Annotated in this window: 21 protein-coding genes and 1 pseudogene; 8 read left to right on the plus strand and 14 right to left on the minus strand. The window is 68.1% G+C overall.

Translation table 11 applies throughout. From position 1 onward, the window contains the following. A pseudogene (locus LI94_RS14285) lies at positions 1-206 on the plus strand (hypothetical protein); the annotation flags it as partial. A gap of 17 nt (positions 207-223) precedes the next feature. Next, a complete protein-coding gene (locus LI94_RS14290) occupies positions 224-883 on the plus strand; it encodes a M15 family metallopeptidase (protein WP_024441332.1) in 660 nt (219 codons plus the stop codon). Here the strand turns inward: LI94_RS14290 and LI94_RS14295 are convergent. Then, positions 876-1,190, minus strand: coding sequence for an MTH1187 family thiamine-binding protein (locus tag LI94_RS14295; protein WP_024441333.1), 315 nt, complete (start codon positions 1,188-1,190; stop codon positions 876-878). The two genes, LI94_RS14290 and LI94_RS14295, sit on opposite strands and share 8 nt — an antisense overlap. Before the next feature lie 53 nt (positions 1,191-1,243). Here LI94_RS14295 and dtd point away from each other — a divergent pair, with 53 nt between their 5' ends. Both dtd and LI94_RS14305 read left to right on the plus strand, forming a co-directional pair. Beyond that, the gene (gene dtd / locus LI94_RS14300; RefSeq protein ID WP_046301592.1) at positions 1,244-1,675 is read left to right on the plus strand and encodes a D-aminoacyl-tRNA deacylase; all 432 of its coding nucleotides are present in this window, start codon (positions 1,244-1,246) and stop codon (positions 1,673-1,675) included. 46 nt (positions 1,676-1,721) lie between these two features. After that, positions 1,722-2,147: a DUF2834 domain-containing protein gene (locus LI94_RS14305; protein ID WP_046301593.1), complete on the plus strand. Its 426-nt coding sequence runs from the start codon at positions 1,722-1,724 to the stop codon at positions 2,145-2,147. A 55-nt stretch (positions 2,148-2,202) separates the two neighbouring features. Here LI94_RS14305 and LI94_RS14310 read toward each other — a convergent pair whose 3' ends face one another. The 4 genes from LI94_RS14310 to LI94_RS14325 form a co-directional block, all read right to left on the minus strand. After that, entirely contained in the window at positions 2,203-3,660 is a 1,458-nt protein-coding gene (locus tag LI94_RS14310) for a lipase maturation factor family protein (protein WP_046301594.1), read from the minus strand. A gap of 48 nt (positions 3,661-3,708) precedes the next feature. Further along, positions 3,709-4,983, minus strand: coding sequence for a competence/damage-inducible protein A (locus tag LI94_RS14315; RefSeq protein ID WP_046301595.1), 1,275 nt, complete (start codon positions 4,981-4,983; stop codon positions 3,709-3,711). A gap of 24 nt (positions 4,984-5,007) precedes the next feature. Then, entirely contained in the window at positions 5,008-5,508 is a 501-nt protein-coding gene (locus LI94_RS14320; protein WP_024441338.1) for a hypothetical protein, read from the minus strand. 131 nt (positions 5,509-5,639) lie between these two features. After that, complete coding sequence (locus tag LI94_RS14325) at positions 5,640-5,876, minus strand: hypothetical protein (protein ID WP_036457435.1); 237 nt, start codon at positions 5,874-5,876, stop codon at positions 5,640-5,642. A 117-nt stretch (positions 5,877-5,993) separates the two neighbouring features. On the opposite strand from LI94_RS14325, the gene LI94_RS14330 reads away from it, so the two are divergent. Together LI94_RS14330 and LI94_RS14335 are read left to right on the plus strand one after the other, a co-directional pair. Beyond that, positions 5,994-6,785, plus strand: a complete 792-nt coding sequence (locus LI94_RS14330) for an HAD-IB family hydrolase (protein ID WP_046301596.1) — start codon at positions 5,994-5,996, stop codon at positions 6,783-6,785. A 143-nt stretch (positions 6,786-6,928) separates the two neighbouring features. Then, positions 6,929-8,059 carry a nitronate monooxygenase family protein gene (locus LI94_RS14335; protein ID WP_024441341.1) on the plus strand — a complete coding sequence of 377 codons (1,131 nt, stop codon included), beginning with the start codon at positions 6,929-6,931 and terminating at the stop codon, positions 8,057-8,059. A 4-nt stretch (positions 8,060-8,063) separates the two neighbouring features. Here LI94_RS14335 and LI94_RS14340 read toward each other — a convergent pair whose 3' ends face one another. From LI94_RS14340 to LI94_RS14375, 8 genes are all read right to left on the minus strand, one after another. After that, the gene (locus tag LI94_RS14340; RefSeq protein ID WP_046301597.1) at positions 8,064-8,531 is read right to left on the minus strand and encodes a hypothetical protein; all 468 of its coding nucleotides are present in this window, start codon (positions 8,529-8,531) and stop codon (positions 8,064-8,066) included. After that, positions 8,528-9,763, minus strand: coding sequence for a DUF58 domain-containing protein (locus LI94_RS14345; protein ID WP_046301603.1), 1,236 nt, complete (start codon positions 9,761-9,763; stop codon positions 8,528-8,530). Before LI94_RS14345 ends, LI94_RS14340 begins: the two co-directional genes overlap by 4 nt. A gap of 35 nt (positions 9,764-9,798) precedes the next feature. Continuing rightward, the gene (locus LI94_RS14350; protein ID WP_046301598.1) at positions 9,799-10,782 is read right to left on the minus strand and encodes a MoxR family ATPase; all 984 of its coding nucleotides are present in this window, start codon (positions 10,780-10,782) and stop codon (positions 9,799-9,801) included. Further along, on the minus strand, positions 10,779-11,267 hold the full coding sequence (locus LI94_RS14355) for a hypothetical protein (RefSeq protein ID WP_046301599.1): 489 nt from the start codon (positions 11,265-11,267) through the stop codon (positions 10,779-10,781). Before LI94_RS14355 ends, LI94_RS14350 begins: the two co-directional genes overlap by 4 nt. Next, positions 11,264-12,199, minus strand: a complete 936-nt coding sequence (locus LI94_RS14360) for a DUF4129 domain-containing protein (protein ID WP_046301600.1) — start codon at positions 12,197-12,199, stop codon at positions 11,264-11,266. The genes LI94_RS14355 and LI94_RS14360 overlap by 4 nt, the downstream gene beginning before the upstream one ends. A gap of 119 nt (positions 12,200-12,318) precedes the next feature. Further along, positions 12,319-13,338, minus strand: a complete 1,020-nt coding sequence (gene gnd, locus LI94_RS14365; protein ID WP_046301601.1) for a phosphogluconate dehydrogenase (NAD(+)-dependent, decarboxylating) — start codon at positions 13,336-13,338, stop codon at positions 12,319-12,321. Positions 13,339-13,350: 12 nt separating this feature from the next. After that, the gene (locus LI94_RS14370) at positions 13,351-14,766 is read right to left on the minus strand and encodes a glucose-6-phosphate dehydrogenase (RefSeq protein ID WP_046301604.1); all 1,416 of its coding nucleotides are present in this window, start codon (positions 14,764-14,766) and stop codon (positions 13,351-13,353) included. A 99-nt stretch (positions 14,767-14,865) separates the two neighbouring features. Next, complete coding sequence (locus LI94_RS14375; RefSeq protein WP_024441349.1) at positions 14,866-15,288, minus strand: hypothetical protein; 423 nt, start codon at positions 15,286-15,288, stop codon at positions 14,866-14,868. Between the two features lie 125 nt (positions 15,289-15,413). On the opposite strand from LI94_RS14375, the gene LI94_RS14380 reads away from it, so the two are divergent. Further along, complete coding sequence (locus LI94_RS14380) at positions 15,414-15,971, plus strand: YceI family protein (RefSeq protein ID WP_024441350.1); 558 nt, start codon at positions 15,414-15,416, stop codon at positions 15,969-15,971. Position 15,972: 1 nt separating this feature from the next. Here the strand turns inward: LI94_RS14380 and LI94_RS23855 are convergent, their stop codons facing one another. Beyond that, positions 15,973-17,088, minus strand: coding sequence for a hypothetical protein (locus LI94_RS23855; protein ID WP_052739947.1), 1,116 nt, complete (start codon positions 17,086-17,088; stop codon positions 15,973-15,975). Between the two features lie 358 nt (positions 17,089-17,446). On the opposite strand from LI94_RS23855, the gene LI94_RS14390 reads away from it, so the two are divergent. Next, positions 17,447-17,850, plus strand: a 404-nt coding sequence (locus LI94_RS14390; protein ID WP_046301602.1) for an alpha/beta hydrolase-fold protein, incomplete at its 3' end; no start/stop codon positions are given.

Here is a 17,850-nt window from a genome sequence, read left to right on the forward strand (position 1 = left end):
TGTATAAGAGACAGGCCGAGCACCCCGATGGCCGGCGAGTCTCGGTGAGCCACTTCAACAAAGCGCACAAAGGGCAGCTGGCGCGGGCCCTGGCCACCACCAGGGCCGAACCTGACGATGCCGCCGCGGTGGCCGCCGTCGCTCGGCGGGCCGGTATGCGGCTGGAACGCGACGGCAGCCGGCTGACGATCGTGGTTGCCGCCTGACAGGCGACAATGGGCAGATGCCGAGTCTGCGGATCGTATTTGTTGTTGCGCTGCTGCTCGCCGGAACGTCCGGTACCGCGGCCGCCGCGCCGGGATCGGATGTGCCGGCGCTGTCGGAGCCGGCGCGCGCGGCCGGGTTCGTCGACGTGCGCAGCGCGGTGCCGGACGCGATCATCGACCTGCGATATGCCACCCCGAACAACTTCGTGGGCGAACAGCTCTACCCATCGAACGCTCGGTGCCTCGTGCACGAGTCGCTGGCACCGGGTTTGGCGACCGCGGCCGCCACACTGCGCGGCCGAGGCCGGACTCTGGTGTTCTGGGACTGCTACCGGCCACACAACGTGCAGGTGCGGATGTTCCAGGTGGTGCCGAACCCGAACTGGGTGGCCCGGCCGGGTTCGCTGGCCCGCAGCCACGAGACCGGGCGGTCGGTCGACGTCACGACCGCCGACGCGAATGGGCGACTATCGGAGATGGGCACCGGATTCGATGACTTCTCGCCGACCGCAACGGCATTCGCCGACGGAATCAGCGCCCGTGCCGCAGCCGAGCGTGCCGCCCTGCGCGACGCGATGAGCGCCGGTGGCCTGGCCTACTACGCCGGGGAATGGTGGCATTTCAACGGCCCCGGCGCCGACGTGGGACGCCCGATCCTCGACGTGCCGGTCAATTAGCCGGCGGTGCTGCCAGGTGCCGTTCGACCGATTCGACCTTGGTGTGCATGGCGTCGGTCGCGCCGTCTCGCCAGTCAGCTTTGATCACCGTGCTGACCCGGGGTGAGCGGGCCGCCACCGCTTCCACCGCCCGTTGCACCACGGCCATCGCTTCGGCCCAGCTGTCGCTCTCGATCACGGTGAACATGGAATCGGTGCGATTGGGCAGACCCGACTCCCGGACGACCCGGACCGCCTCGGCGACGATCTCGCCAACCCCCTCCCCCACGCCGAGCGGCGTAACCGAGAACGCAACCAAGACCGACACGCGACTCACCCCTCCCGGAAGGCACCACGGCAAGCCTACTTAGCATCGAGTCCGTGCGAGTCCTGGTCCAGCGTGTCTCATCGGCCTGCGTCAAAGTGGACGGTCAGACCGTCGGCGCGATCGAGCCGGACGGCCAGGGCCTGCTCGCCCTGGTCGGCGTGACCCACGCCGACGATTCCGCCAAGGCCCAGCGGCTGGCCGAAAAGCTGTGGCAGTTGCGGATTCTCGACAACCAGAAGTCGGCTGCGGATGTGGGTGCGCCGATTCTGGTGGTCAGCCAGTTCACGCTCTTTGCCGACACCGCCAAGGGGCGGCGGCCATCGTGGAATGCTGCCGCACCGGGTCCGGTCGCCGAACCCCTGGTCGCCGAGTTCGCCGAGGCGCTGCGAGGGTTGGGCGCCCAGGTGGCGACCGGACAGTTCGGGGCGCATATGCAGGTGGAACTGGTCAATGACGGCCCGGTGACGGTGCTGCTCGAGCTTTGAGGCGAAACCCCGCCTACGCCAGGATCGTGGACGCTAACGTGGCCGGATGAATACAGCTGCCAAGGTCCGCTGCGGGTTGTACGCCGCGATCGCCGTCGCTGCGCTCATCGCCACCTGGAGTCAGAATCTGGCCTACGACGGATCAGCCTTTCTTTCCCGGTTCCTGCCGGACACCGCGGTGACACCCGCGTCGCGCTCGATCACCGCAGACATCCTGATGCTGTTCCTGTCGGCGGCGGTCTTGATGATCACCGAAGCCCGCAAGCACAACGTGCGGTTCGTCTGGGCCTATATCTTCGGCGGATTCCTCACGGCGATCAGTTTCACGTTTCCGTTGTTCCTGATCGCCCGCGAACGACGACTGGCCGCCGAGGGGTCGGAGGCACCGCGGCTGGGTGGCCTCGATGTGGCACTGCTGGCCGTGGTCGCACTGGTGCTGGCGGGCTTCACCCTGTGGGTCGATACCCGGTAGCCCCGCCCCGGCCCAATCGTTCCGGTCGGCACCGTCCAGGGCGTTTCACCGGTGACTACTCGGGTATCTGGGGTGACCCGCCGGCCGCTACCGGCGACAGGTAGACGCCGACCAGGCGGCGATGCCACCAGGCTCCGTCTCGTTGCCGCTCGGCCCGGGTGGTGAAGCGGTACTCGTAGAGCAGGATCCGCACAAAGCGCGGCGGGGTGTCCGGAAACGGGTTGTAGCGCAACAGACATAGCGTGTCCCGGTCGTTGCGCAGTAGCCGCTGCAGCAGCGCGTCACGCCACGGCAGCCCGTACCGCGGCGAGAGCGCGGCGAACCACATCAGCCAGTCCAGCCGCAGATGATATGGCGCCCATTGACTTGGAAGTCGATCCACCGCGCCGGGTTTACCTTTGAACTGGTATTCGCGCCAGGGCGTTCGCTCGGTGAGCTCCGCCGCCGCAGTACCTTCGATCACCAGCTCCCGACGGGAACGCCCGACAGTCCCGAACGCCCCGTAGCTGTTCACCAGGTGAAGCGGATTGAAGCTGGCATTCATGCGCTGATTACGTGACGCCAAGTTTCGCACCGGCCAGTAGCTCAGTACCACGACCGCCGCCGCGTACCCCATCACCAGCACGGCGAACCACATCGGCGCCTGCGGCATGTCCGGCGGTTGCAGGCCCGAAACCGTTCCGGTCAGCCAGGATTGGTCGAGTGCGGCGGCAGCCAACACAATGGTGATCCAGTTCAGCCAGGCGAAATTGCCGGAGGCGACCAGCCACAACTGGGTGATGATGATGATCCCGGCGGCCACACCGGCGACGGGCTGCGGGGCGAACAACCCGAACGGGACCACCAGTTGCGCGACATGGTTTCCCGCTGCCTCTATTCGGTGCAACGGTCTGGGCAGGTGGTGGAAGAACCAGCTCAGCGGCCCCGGCATCGGCTGGGTCTCGTGGTGGTAGTACAGGCAGGTCAGGTCGCGCCAGCAAGAGTCGCCGCGCAACTTGATCAGCCCCGCGCCGAACTCGATGCGGAACAGCAGCCAACGAGCAAGCCACATGACCAGCACCGGCGGCGCGACGCGGTCGTTGCCCAAGAAGACGGCCAGCAGCCCGGCTTCCAGCAGAATCGATTCCCAGCCGAACGCATACCAGGTCTGGCCGACGTTGACGATCGACAGATACAGCGCCCACAGCAGCAGCCAGATCGCCATCACCGCCCATAGCGGCACCAACTCACCGGCGCCCACCACCAGCGCCGCGGCCATACCCGCACCCAGCCAGCACACGAACGCGAAGAAGCGATCCGAATAATGCAGATGAAAGATGCTGGGCGTCAGCCGAAACGGGCGGCGCCGCACGTACTGCGGCACCGGCGTCATGCCGTGTTCGCCGATCAGGCCGCGGAACTGCCGGGCGGCCGCGACAAAGGCGATCAGGTAGACGGCCGCGATCCCGCGTTCGAGGACCAGCCGCCCCAGCCAATATCCGGAACCGCTCAGCCACGCCCACTGTGTGTTCACACCTGCAACTCCTCGGTGTGATGTTCATACCACCGGCGGGGGCAGGAGTCAGCCGGTTGACAGTGCTCGGTACAGCAGATGCATGGCCACCGTCGTCGAGCGTTCCCGGACATCGGCCCGCTCCCCCGGCAGTCGGATGGTCCGCGTGGTTTTCCGGCCATCACCAAGCGCCACACAGAAACACACCGTGCCCACCGGTTTGTCCGGCGTTCCGCCGCCAGGTCCGGCAATGCCGGTGATCGCCACGGCGGTGTCGGCGCCGAAGCGGCGCAGTGCGCCCGCGGCCATCGCCTCGGCCACCGGCTCGGACACCGCGCCGTGCTCGGCGATCAATTCCGGATCGACACCGAGTAGTTCGATCTTCGCCTCGTTGGAGTAGGACACCACCCCGCCGGCCAGGTAGTTCGAGGCGCCGGGCGGGTCGGCCAACCGACCCGCCAGCAGGCCCGCGGTACACGATTCGGCGGTTGCGATCTGTCGGCCGGCCAACAGCGCCGCCACCAGATCATCGATCTGCGAACCGTCCTCGGAAAAGATCGGCCGGGAATGCCGTTCGCGAAGCAATGCCAGCAGTTCCTGGTAAGCGCCGGCGGCGTCCGGTTCGTAGCGGGTGACGATCTCCAGTTCGCCGCGGCGCAGGCAGGTGGTGATCTCCAGCCGGTGGAAATCGCCGATGACATCCTGCGCATGCCGCAGCGTGTCGGCCAGGCCCGATTCAGGCAAGCCATACATTCGGATCATCTGCTGCTCGTAGTGCGTCCGGCCTACCAAGGCCTCCTGCACTGCGGCGGTCTCGATTGCCTTGTGCCACATCGGTTGCAGCTCACGAGGCGGCCCCGGCAGCACCACGACCGTCGGCGTGCCGGGCACCACGACGCCGGGCGCGGTGCCCACCGGGGCCAGGATCGTCGCGCCGGCCGGAACCATCGCCTGCTTGCGGTTGGCCGCCCGGACCGTCGTGAAATCCGGTGCGCCCGGACCGGTGTAGCGGGCCATCATCGGTTTGATGATCTCGGCGATCCGGGCTTCCAGCGCGTCGTCGAGCACCACGTCACGGCCGCAGAACCTGGCGACGGTCTCGACCGTCAGGTCGTCAGCCGTCGGCCCCAGGCCGCCGCTGGTGATGATCAAATCCACACCCTCGGCGGCCAGGAACCGCAGCTGACTCTCGATGTCCCTGGGCCGGTCGCCACAGATCGTGATGTGCGCCAATTCGACTCCCAGTTCTAGGAGTCGGTCAGCCAACCACGGTCCGTTCCGGTCGGTCACACGTCCGGTGAGTACCTCGGTACCGGTGACGACAATTCCTGCGCGTGCGCTCACCGGTCCGAGATTACGCAGTCAGTATCAGGGCAAGCCCGGAATCAGCATGACCTCCATCGGCGTCACCGGAGCGACCGGAGCGGTCGGCAGATATCCGGTGGGAGCGAACGCCGTGGGTGCCGCGGCCACCGGGGCCGGACCACCGAAGTTCGGCAGCGGGAACGGCAGCACCGAGCTCAGGCTGGCCGGGAGGTTTCCCAATCCGGGCAGGCCGGTCGCCGCGGCCTGCTGCTGCGGCATCGCGCTCGGCGAGGGCGGCACGTTGAACGTCGCGGTGGCCAGCGGTGCCTGTCCGGGTGCCGCGGGCGGCCCGAAGGTGGTGCCGCTCAGCGCCGACGTGGTGGTCTGCAGTAACTGCTGCGGAATGCTCGTCGACGACGCGACCATCTGCTCGACCACGCCGGACAGCCCCGGGTTGATCGGCACGGTGTCGGCGTTCGCGGTGGCGCTGGACGCCAGCGCAGTGAGGAACAGACCGGCGGCGGCGCCGGCCGCGACGGTCAGGTACTTACGGATTCGTGACATGGCTTCTCCCCAATCCCAACAACTACAAGGTCGGGACCGAAGTTAGCCGTGTGAAAACTGATGCCTGTGTGACACGAGGGGCGTTTATGCAACCGTTGCGAACCGGAGCCGCGGCAGTTACCGAGCCGGTTTCAGCGAGCCAACCAACTCTGAATCTTCGCGAGCTCGGTGGTGTAGGCCAGCAGCACGCCGTCCTCGTAATGGGCCCCGCCGTTGAGGATGGTGCTGTCGCGCCAGATCGCGTGAACTTGGTAGATCCCGCGGCTGTAGACGTCGACACGCTCACGCTGAGTGCGTTGCCACCCCTGCTGCTCTGCCTTTTCCGACAAAGGTTCCCTCGTGTCGGTCGCGGTTGTCTCACTGGTCATGAAGCCGACCCTCTTTTCGCATAGGCCAAACACGCTATCAGCTGCCCAGATACGTTCTCCTGTGGCGCGGCGCGCGACCACCCCGGCCCGCCGGCGCCCGACGTAACATCGACGGCGATGACCGCAGTACCGAGTGATCCGATCGCCGACGTCGCCGGCACCGAATCGGGCGCGCGAATCGGAGCGTTCTTCGACCTGGACGGCACGTTGGTCTCCGGTTTCACCGCCACCGCACATGCCGGCGACCGGATCCGCCGGCGCCAGGCTCGCGCAGGTGAGGTGTTCGGCGTCGTCGAGGCCGCTCTGCGGTATCGCCTGGGGCGTATGCAATTCGAACGGTTGCTGGTGCGGGCGGCGGGCTACCTGCGCGGCGAGTCAATCAGCGAACTCGACGACGTCGGCGCACGACTGTTCGCCGACCACATCGCCAGCAGGATCTACCCGCACATGCACGAGATCGTGCGGGCGCATCAGCAGCGCGGCCACACCGTGGTCCTGAGCTCCTCGGCATTGACCATCCACGCCGAACCGGTGGCGCGGTTCCTGGGCATCGCGCAGGTGCTGTGCAACCGCTTCGAGCTCGACGAGCGGGGCATCCTTACCGGTGACATCGTCAAACCCGTGGTGTGGGGTGCGCAGAAGGCGGCGACCGTGCAGGATTTCTGCACGGCCAACGGGGTCGACCTCACGCAGAGCTTCTTCTATGCCGACGGCGACGAGGATGCCGCGCTGATGGCGCTGGTAGGCCGACCACGGCCGGTCAACCCCCGGCCCCAGCTGGCCGCGCTGGCCGCCGAACACGGGTGGCCGGTGCTGCGCATCACCGGCCCCGACCGCACCGACGGGCGATCGTTCCGACGCGCCGCCGGCTTCGGGGTGGCGGTGCTGCGCGCTTTTTCCACTCGCTGAACCACCCGACGCCCAAGGACACGATTGCCGGTAGTGTTAGGTTTCACCAGCGCACCTAGGCCCGACTGGCCTCATGATGCCTCGTCTGGTACTTAATTAGAACACGTTTCATTTCGATCCCAGGCCCCCTGAAGGAGTCCGTCATGCACACTCCCCTCTGCGACGAACTCGGCATCGAGTTCCCGATCTTCGCTTTTACCCACTGTCGCGACGTGGTCGTCGCGGTGAGTAAGGCCGGCGGTTTCGGGGTGCTGGGCGCGGTGGGCTTCACCCCCGAGCAGCTCGAGATCGAGCTCAAGTGGATCGACGAGAACATCGGCGACCACCCGTACGGCGTGGACATCGTCATCCCGAACAAATACGAGGGCATGGACTCCGGGCAGTCCGCCGAGGAACTCGCCGAATCGCTGCGCAAGCTGGTCCCCCAGCAGCACCTCGACTTCGGCAAGAAGCTGCTCGCCGACCATGGCGTGCCCGTTGAGGGCGCCGACGCCGACAGCCTGCAGCTGCTCGGCTGGACCGAGGCGACCGCCACCCCGCAGGTCGAGGTCGCGCTACAGCACCCGAAGGTGACGATGATCGCCAACGCGCTCGGGACTCCCCCGGCGGACATGATCAAGCACATCCACGAGGCGGGCCGCAAGGTTGCCGCGCTGTGCGGCTCCGCGCGCCAGGCGCAGAAGCACGCCGCGGCCGGCGTGGACATCATCATCGCCCAGGGCGGCGAAGCCGGCGGACACTGCGGCGAGGTGGGCTCGATCGTGCTGTGGCCCGAGGTCGTCAAGGCGGTCGCACCCGTACCGGTGCTCGCGGCGGGCGGCATCGGCAGCGGCCAGCAGATCGCCGCGGCCCTCGCGCTGGGCGCACAGGGCGCGTGGACCGGTTCGCAGTGGCTGATGGTCGAGGAGTCGTCGAACACCGAGGCTCAGCACGCGGCATACATCAAGGCGGGCAGCCGCGACACCGTGCGCAGCCGCTCCTTCACCGGCAAGCCGGCCCGGATGCTGCGCAACGACTGGACCGAGGCCTGGGAAGCTCCGGAGAACCCGAAGCCGCTGGGCATGCCGCTGCAGTACATGGTCTCCGGCATGGCCGTGCGGGCCACGAACAAGTACCCGAACGAGAGCGTCGACGTCGCGTTCAACCCGGTCGGCCAGGTCGTCGGCCAGTTCACCAAGGTAGAGAAGACCGCGACGGTCATCGAGCGGTGGATTCAGGAGTACCTGGAGGCCACCGGCACCCTGGAGGCACTCAACGAGGCATCGGGCGTCTGATCGGCTAACGCTCGGCGCTCAAAGACGTGCTCAGGAACGGTTGTACGGCAACGGCATAAAGGCCGAACACCGCGAACGGCGCCAATAGCGGTAGCCATGGCAGCTGCCACGGGAACACCGTCGCGACCAACCCCGCGACGGTGAACCCGAGGGCAAAGATCATCGTCGGTGGACTCACCGTCCCGAGGTGCCGCAGCGCGAGGTAGCAGACCGCGGCCAGACCGGCCACCGCCGCCGCCACGTTGGATAGATCGGCCAGGCCGATACCGACGACCGCGAGCACCACCGCCATCGTCGCCGCCCCGCGCCACCGCAGCCCGAGTAGCACCGCACCGGCGGACAACAGCGCCACGATCCTCGTTGTCCCCGCGGCGCCTGAGCCGGCGACCGCGGCCATCGACAGGCCGGCCAGACCGCACCCGCCGGACAGCGCCGGCGACAGGCGCGTGTCGAGTCCGGGTGCAAGCGTCATCGCGGCGCCGCAGGTCTGCGCCGCTGCGTCACCACGCGCATCGCCTGTTCCAGCGGCTGTTCGTACGGCCAAGGGGCGACATCGACGCCGATGGTGGCCATGTCGCCATACATGGCACTGCGCTGCAGCGTCCACAGCCGGGCCACCAACGGGTCCAGGTCGTCCTCGAACGGCGAGCCGCCCAGCACGTCCACCGCGAGCACCACGTGGCCCCGTTTCCGCAGATCGGTCAGCGCCAGCGCGAATTCGGTGTCCAGCAGCGTGGAGAACGCGAAGATCAAGGCGCCGGCCGGGACCGCGGCCCGGGGCGCCAGCGTTCCCGTGGTCGACTCGACTCCCTGTCCGGCACCCAGGACCGCGTCGACGATGCGGTAGAACTGGCGCTGCCCGATCTCCGCACCGACCCACCGCGGCTGGCGACCCCCAAGGACGACGACCCCGGCTCGATCGCCATTGCGCAGCGCGGTCTGCACCACCTGCGCCGCGCCGAGCACGGACCGCTCGGTCGCCTCGGTCGCCGGGCCGGCCGGCTGCGGATAGGCATCGATCAGCACCACCACGTCGGCGCCACGATCGGTGAGGCGCTGGGTGACATGCAGGCTGCCGCGTCGTGCGCTGACCGGCCAGTTCACGCTGCGCAGTGGATCGCCGGGAACGTAGGCGCGGATGTCGGCGTACTCCACTCCACGGCCCGGATGCCGGGTCAGATGGGTCCCGACCCGGTCGAGCAGGTCGCTGTGCGGGATCGGCGTGGGCTGCGGCGGCGCCAGTGGGAACACGGTGAGTTCGGCGACATCGACGGTTCCGGTCCCGGCCAGTAGACCGCCGCGGGCCACGGCGTGCACGGTGGCACGGATCGGATACCGGCCCCAGCGCCCGGTGACGGCGGTGACCGCTTTACGGCTCCCGGCCGCGGCGCTGGACTCGGTGATCTCCAGGCTCAGCGCCGGATGCGCCGACACCGCCAGACCCACGCGAACCATGTCGGCATCCGATACCGTTGCGCCGACAGTCAATTCGACCGACTCGGTCTCGAAGCAGCGTTGTATCGACGGCGTGGCATGTACCCGCAAGCCCGGAACGGGCCGCTGACTGCCCAACGAGCACAAGACGGCCAGCAACGGTGCGGCAAACGCGATCAGTTGCCAGCGTGACGCACCCACTGCCAGCACCAGGGCCAGCGCGGCACCGGTGGCCACCGCCTTGGCGAACGGGGATGCCCGCCAATGCATCACAACATCCGCCTCGTAGAGATCGGGGTCGTGCGTCACGTCGGTGTCGCCTCCGGGGCTCGCGGCACCGGCAGCCGCCGCAGCAGCTCCTCCACCACGTCGGCCCCCTGAACTCGGCGCACCCACATCTCGGGTCGCAGTGTGATCCGGTGCGCGATCGCCGACGTGGCCAAGGCCTTGACGTCCTCGGGGATCACGTAGTCGCGGCCGAGCAGCAGGGCGCGGGCCCGGGCGAGCTGGACCAGGTCGAGTTCCGACCGCGGACTGGCCCCCACCGCCACCTGCGGATGGCGCCGGGTTCCGGTGGCCAGCGACACGACGTAGCGCAGCACGTCGTCGTGCACACTGACCTGTTCCACCGCCTCCCGCATCGCCACCAGGTCGTCGGCGTCAACCACCTTGCGCACCGTCGGCAGCGCGGCGCCGCGGTCCAGGCGGCGGCGCAACATGGCCGCCTCCCCCTGCTCGGAGAGATAGCCCAGGCGCAGCCTGATCGCGAACCGGTCGAGTTGCGCCTCCGGCAGCGGATAGGTGCCCTCGTACTCGATCGGGTTGTCGGTGGCGAGCACGATGAACGGCGACGGCAACCGATGCGTGTAGCCGTCGATGCTGACCTGACCTTCGGCCATCGCCTCCAGCAGGGCCGCCTGGGTCTTGGGCGGCGTCCGGTTGATCTCGTCGGCCAGCACCAGGTTGGTGAAGATCGGCCCGCGCCGGAACTCGAAACGACCCGAGGACATGTCGTAGACAGTCGTGCCGAGCAGGTCGGCGGGCAGCAGGTCGGGGGTGAACTGCACCCGGATGAAATCCAGTCCGAGCGCGGCCGCGAACGACCGCGCGATCAAGGTCTTGCCCAGGCCCGGCAAGTCCTCGATGAGCACGTGCCCGCCGGCGAGCACCGTGGTCAGAATCAGGGTGAGCGCGGAACGCTTGCCCACGACGGCCCGTTCGATCTCGTCGAGCACCGCGGTGCAGCGTTCCCCGGTGGTGGCCGCCGCACCCGGGAGTCCGGTGCTCATCGCTGCTCCAGGCGACACAGAATCTCTTCCAGCACAGCACGTCCGGGGCCGGACCCGCTGTCGCCGGTGGGCGCGACGTTGCCGGGATCGACCCACTGCCATAACACGTCCCCGAACAACAGCGCCCCGGTGGCGGCGAACGCAGCGGGATCCTTCGCCCTCCCCTGCCCGGTGGAGACCTCGAACCGCCGCGCCAGGATCGGTCGCCAGCGCCGATCCCAGTCAGCTCTGGTCGATTCCGACCAGCGGATTCGGGCTTCGGTGCCCGAGCGCCACCGGCGTAGCGCCTCACCGGGCTCGTCGGTAGCCGCCGGGTCTGCGGATGGTACGGAACCTCCGGTGGTCAGCAGGCGCCGGATGCCGAATACCGGCAGCGCGAGCGCGAGGCCCGCCGTCGCGAACAACAGCTGACGCTGATGGGTCATCAAAGCGACCAGCTCGGCGGCAACTATCAGCAGGACACCCTGCAGCGCAATCGTTTTCATCGTTGATTCCGCAATTCCTGCAGAACCTGCTGCAGCGCGGCTATCGCATCGGCACGATCATGCTCGGACATCAGGTGGGCGCTGAAGCGCGCCTCGGTGAACAGTTCCACCAACCGGGTAGCGTTGGCGGCGGGCAGGGCGTGGTGTTCGACTGCTCGTGCCAGCACTTCGGTGGGGGTGTCGAAGGCGCGGGGTGCGATATCGGGAACGGCGCCCAGGTGGCGTTCCATGACTGCGTAACAGGCGATGATCGCCGCCCGTGGCTCACGACTGGGATCGACGATGCGGGCCAGGCCGAGTTCGGCCGCACGAACCAGGTTTTCGCCGGCATCGGGTTCGTCCGCCGCCGGAATCACGCTGGCCTCGGTAGCTGTGTACTGAGGACGCCGGGCGCGCGCGGCAACGACCGCGGTCGCCAGCAGAGCCAGCAGGGTGGCAACGGTCAGCAGATAGACGGGTCCGCCACCGGCCAGTCCGCCCGGTGCGCCCGGCGGCGGCGCGGCCGGTGCTCCCGGCGTGCCCGGCGGCGTCTCACCCGTCCCGGGCACCTCTGTGGCGAGCTCGACGCGGAGCCCGCCACCGAGCTTCGCCAGCATCAGGACCGTCAGCAGCCACAACACCAGCGCCGCCGCGACGATCAGCACCGCGCGCCAGACCGGTCCTCCTCGTGCTCCAGCGGTCAGGGACAACTGGCCGACACTTCCGGGCCCTACGCGTTGATGCCGTGCCCGATGCACGACAGCGACGGCGATGATCGTGCCCGACACCGCCAACAGCGCCGCCAACACAATCGGCTCCAGCGTGCTTGCGGCGCTCATGCGGCGCTGCTCGGGCGGGGCACCGGGAAGGTACCCGCGGGTGGTGGCGCCGGCCGCGAGCAGCAGCGCGCCCAGGGCGATCACTCGCACGGTCGCCCTGTCGCTACCGGCCATCACCGGAGCACCAGTTACCCGGGTTTCCCGCCGTCGCCGCGGCATTCCCCATACTGGCACGCCAAGGCTGGAAGCGGCCAGGATCGCGCGGACGGCCGGCGTCGTTCAGGCCGGGCCGGTCACCCGGACTTCTCGTCGTGGCCGCCGAACTGCTTGCGCATGGCCGAGAGCACCTTCGCACCGAACTCGAACAGCTGGCGCGAGGCGAATCGCGCGTACAGCGCGGTGGTGAGCACCGGGGCGGGAACGCCCTCATCGATGGCCGCGATAACGGTCCACCGGCCCTCGCCCGAATCGGAGACCCGGCCGGCGAATTCCTCCAACGCCGGCGACTTCTGCAACGCACCGGCGGTCAGATCCAGCAACCAGGAGCCGATTACGCTGCCCCGCCGCCAAACTTCGGTGACCTGCTCGATGTCGATGTCGTACCGATAGAACTCGGGATTGCTCAACGGTGCGGTCTCGGCATCACCCTGCTGGTCCTGCTTGCCGATGTTGGCGTGGTGCAGGATGTTCAGCCCCTCGGCGATCGAGGCCATCATCCCGTACTCGATACCGTTGTGCACCATCTTCACGAAGTGCCCGGCCCCCGACGGACCGCAGTACAGATAGCCGTTCTCGGCCTGCGAGATCTCACCCTCGCGGCCCGGGGTGCGAGGCGCCGCGTCCACCCCCGGAGCCACGGTCGCAAAGATCGGCTCGGCTTGGTCGAACGCCGCCCGATCCCCACCGACCATGAGGCAGTAGCCCCGTTCGCGGCCCCACACCCCACCGCTGGTACCGCAGTCGAGAAGATGAATACCCTTGTTGGCCAATAACTTTTCGTGCGCGATATCGTCACGGTAGTAAGAGTTTCCGCCATCGATCACGATGTCGCCCGCCGACAGGGTGCCGGCGAGTTCTTCGATCACCCCCGTGGTGATGACACCGGCCGGCACCATCACCCACACCACCCGCGGTGCGGACAACTGGGCCGCGAGCTCGGCCAACGACGACACCCCGGTGGTGTTGGCCTCGGTGGCCAAAGCGCTGACCGCGTCGGCGTTGTGGTCATAGACAACGCATTCGTGACCGCCGTCGACGATGCGGCGAACGAGATTGGCGCCCATTCGGCCCAGGCCGATCATCCCCAGTTGCATAACTGTCCTCTCCTACCCTGGCGGGCCGCCTTCGGGCAGCCATGGCTCCTGCCAACTCCGATGGCCGCGCACCAGCGCCTGCGCGGCCTCAGGACCCCACGAACCGCGCTCGTAGGGGTGGACCTTTCCTGGATGTTCGAGCAGCGGCGCGACGATGCGCCAGGTCTCCTCGATGCTGTCCTCGCGGGCGAACAGCCGGCGATCGCCGATCATCGCGGCATGCAACAACCGCTCATAGGGCCGGATCGGTTCGCCCAGGTCACGGGCGAAGGAAGAATCGAGGTGCACGTCGCGCCAGGAGTGCGCGTTCTGATCGTCCGGGGCCACCAGGTGCAACCGCAGTCCCGGATCGGGGTCGATGCGCAAAACGATCTGATTGCGTTGGGCGCGTTCGCGTTGCGGCATAAAGCCCAGCGCCGGGACCCGGCGGGTGAACAACCGGACCTCGGTAACCCGTTGCGGCAGTGCCTTTCCGGCCCGCAGGAAGATCGGCACCCCGGCCCAGCGCCAATTCTCGATCTGCAGACGCAGCGCGACGAACGTCTCGGTTCGCGACCCGTCGGCCACCCCGGAGACGTCGGCGTAACCCCGGTATTGGCCCCGCACGTAATTCGCCGGGTCGGCCGGCGGCATCGCCCGGAAGACCTCGACCTTCTTGTCGTTGAGGTCATCCTCGCCGGGACCGACCGGTGGCTCCATCGCGAACAGCGCCAGCACCTGCAACAGGTGGTTCTGCACCACGTCGCGCAACGCACCGACGGCGTCATAGAAGCTGCCGCGCTCCTCGACGCCGAAGTTCTCGGCCATGGTGATGTGGATTTCGGCGATGCTCTTCCGATCCCACAACTCGGCGAGCGTGGTGTTGGCGAATCGCAGATACTCGAGGTCGGCGACCGGCTGCTTGCCCAGAAAGTGGTCCACCCGCAGGATCTGGTCCTCGCGCAGCACGGCACGCAGCCGGGCATTGAGCTCGCGCGCGGAGGCCAGATCGTGGCCGAACGGCTTCTCCACCGCCACTCGGGACCGCTCCAACAGGCCCGCCCGGCCCAGGTTCTCCACAATGGGAGCGAAAAGTGACGGTGGCATCTCCAGGTAGTACAGGCACTGCCGTTCGGCGCCGACCCGTTCGGCGAGCTGCTCGTAGAGAGCGGTATCGGTGACATCACCATGCAGGTAGGACAACCGATTCGCCAGCCGGCGAAACACCGCGTCATCGAACTGCTCGCCGGACTCCCGGATGGCCTCACCGGCCCGGTCGATCAGTTCCTCGACCGTGATGTCGTCGGCGGCCACTCCCAGGATCGCGCAGTCCAGCAGGTTGCGACGCTCCAACCGGTACAGCGCCCGGAACGTCATCTTGCGGGCCAGGTCTCCGGTTATCCCGAAGATCACCACCGAATCCGTCGCCGCCGCCTCCTGTCCGGCCAACTCCGGCACCTCCCCCACGTAGCTTCCCGATCGAAGCTAGTGGACCTGCCTGAACGAACGCTGGTTGCCGGATGGGGCGGGCGGCTCACGCCGCGACGATCACCCGACCTGGGCGATCCCCGGCGGGAAGTAGGGACCGATACCTCCGGTGTAGATACCGGGCTGCCAGCCTCGGGCGCCCAGGCACAGCAGCGGCAGGCCGTCGGGCGACTGCGCGGCCGACTGCGGGTTCGGGCACGGCGAACCGATTTCCTGCACCCCGTAGAGCGGGTAGGAGATCTGCCAGAACCCGGTGTCCTTGGGCGGCCACTGATTGGCGATGAAGTGGCAAGCCAGCGCCTGGCCGTTGGGGCCGTGGCCGTAGATGAAGCGCTCCCAGCTGAAGCAGGCGTCGCCCTGACGCTGGCCATCAACCATGCCCGGCACGTCCCCGGGGTAGGCACCGGCGTCCGGTGCGGCGCTGACAGCGACTGCACCCGCGGCTCCCGCGACGAAAACAGCTGCAGCTAGTTCACGAATCATTCTTCGCCCTCAGTCTGTCGATCCAGGCCACCCATCGGCGACGGGTCAGAGCCTAACGGGTGGTAGTCGCACGTCAGCGCGAATCCGTGGAAACCCCGCGCGCCCGGCCCGCTAGAGTGCCGCGGATGACCGGAACGCAGTGGCAGCTCGACGCATCGCACGGCCAGCTGCTGGTCCGCACCGATGTGGCGGGGCGCGCGGCAAAGATGGGCCATCGGCTCACCATCGTGATGGAACGCTGGGAGGCAACCGTCTCGTGGTCCGGTGACCGACCGACCGCGGTGGAGCTGGTTGTCGAGGTCGATTCACTGCGCGTGTTGCAGGGCGACGGCGGGATGACTCCGCTGACCGCACCGGAGAAGACGCTGATCCGCAGTAACGCGCTCAAATGCCTCGACAGCAAGAAGCATCGACTGATCCGTTTCGGGTCCAGCAGCATCGAACCCACCGGCGACGGCTATCGGCTCACCGGCGAGCTGGAGGTCCACGGCCGAAGCAGGCCGCATGTCGTCGAGCTTGAGGTGACGGACGCCGGCGGTGGCACGCGGCAGCTGAGCGGCGACAGCACGGTGCTCCACAGCGACTTCGGTGTGCGGCGCTATTCGATGCTCATGGGGGCTATGCAGGTCGCCGACGAAGTGACGGTGTCCTTCGCGGCGACCGTCGCGGCCGACCGGACCTGACTCAGCGGCCGGGCAGGCCGTAAAGATGGTGCCGCACGCGTTCCAGCCGCGAGGGGACGCCGTCCGGAGATGATTCCTGCAGGTCCGGGCCGGCCAGCGGCGCATCCCACAGCGAACCGAGGTCGGCGGGCGCCTCTTCCGGGGTCTCGTTCGGGAGCGCGGGGGCCGCAGGGGGCGGCGGCAGGGCCGGGGCGGCCGCCGGGGGCGGCGCGACGGGCACGGCGACGCGCGCGACCGTCGCATGCTGCGGTGGCGTCGCATCCGGCTCCACCCTGCTCGGGCCGAGTTGCAGGCTCAACGCGGCGGCCACCGAGGCCACCAACGTCACCGCTCCGACCGCCAGCATCAGCAGCGCTCCGGCGTAGGACAGCGACGGCACCCGACGGCGGCCGACGTTGCCGATCGCCACGCCGGCCGCGGGCGCCTCGAGCGGCGCCGACGTCAACTCGGCCTGCGGGGCCAGGGCCTGGGCCGCGCCGCGTGCCAACGCCTGAAACGCCCCTCCCTGGACGAAGACCGGCAGCGACAGGGTGGATTCCAATCGGCGCCCGAGGCGGTCCATACCCCGCACCGATCCGGCCACCATGATCAGTTCCGGTCGCTGACCTGTTGAGGTCACCGTGTCAGCCAGCCAGCCGGTCACCTCGTCGAGGCCGCTGATCGGGCAGGAGGTGACGAACGCTTCGGCGGAATCCGGCTGGTCGGGCAGGACCAGGGTGGCCACCCCGGTTTCGACGACACATACCGCCGCCCGTTCGCCTCGTCCTGCGATTCCGGTGGCCAGCGACATCGCGGCCTGGCTGTAGCGCACCGGAACCACGTGCTCGAAGCCGGCGTCCCCCAGCGACTCGAGCAGCAGCGCGGCGCCGACGGCGGCTTCATCGCTCCAGGTCACGGCCACGCCGTGGAGTCGTTCGCCACGCGCCGCCAGCATGACGCGTACCCGGTCGGCCACCGCTGCGGCTTGGGCCGCCAGATCTGCTGCATCGGATCCGCCGTCGCCGACTGCGACACTCACCTCTTCACCGATAACCGTCGGGCAGCCCGAGCCCGCTGCCTCGGCCATGGTCCAGCCGATTGTCGAGGGCGTGATCGCCAGCCCCAGTACGGTGTCCAAAATCGCGCGCCCCAATCGTCCTGATCTGCGATGTCAACGCGTCTGCTCAGGGCCTTCGCCGGGCCCGTGAACGGGATCGGCGGGGCGCCGGAACGAACCGGGGACAGCTCAGGACTGTGTGGTCTTGTCGTGGTCTTGTCGGCTTTCCGGAGGGGAGCCTACGCGTGTCGTCCTACTTGTCCTAACCGGGTCCAGGGCGAGAATCGGGTATGCTATATGCGAGTCGGATCCCTAGACGGCCGCTTAACTTGCACATTGCGGCCGTTGCTGCATGTAAGGGCCGATGCCGAAGTGGTGGCGCAAGTGGCGTCGCGATCGAGAGATTGAACGGTCCACAGCACGACGACAAGGGGCAGGAATGACAGACGTGAGCAAGGGATTGCGCTGGGCACGCCGACTTTTGGTCGGCGCGGTAGCTGCCGCAGCGCTGCCGGGCCTGATCGGCCTGACAGGTAGCGAGGCGACCGCATCGGCGTTCTCCCGGCCGGGTCTGCCGGTCGAGTACCTGCAGGTGCCTTCGGCAGGTATGGGCCGTGATATCAAGGTTCAGTTTCAGCCCGGTGGCTCCGGCAGTCCGGGCCTGTACCTGCTCGACGGCATGCGGGCCCAGGACGACTACAACGGCTGGGACATCAACACCCCGGCATTCGAGTGGTACTACCAGTCGGGCATCTCGGTGATCATGCCGGTCGGCGGCCAGTCCAGCTTCTACAGCGACTGGTACAAGCCGGCTTGCGGCAAGGCGGGCTGCTCCACCTACAA

The organism is Mycobacterium sp. UM_Kg27, assembly GCF_000972905.1.
Lineage (GTDB): Bacteria > Actinomycetota > Actinomycetes > Mycobacteriales > Mycobacteriaceae > Mycobacterium.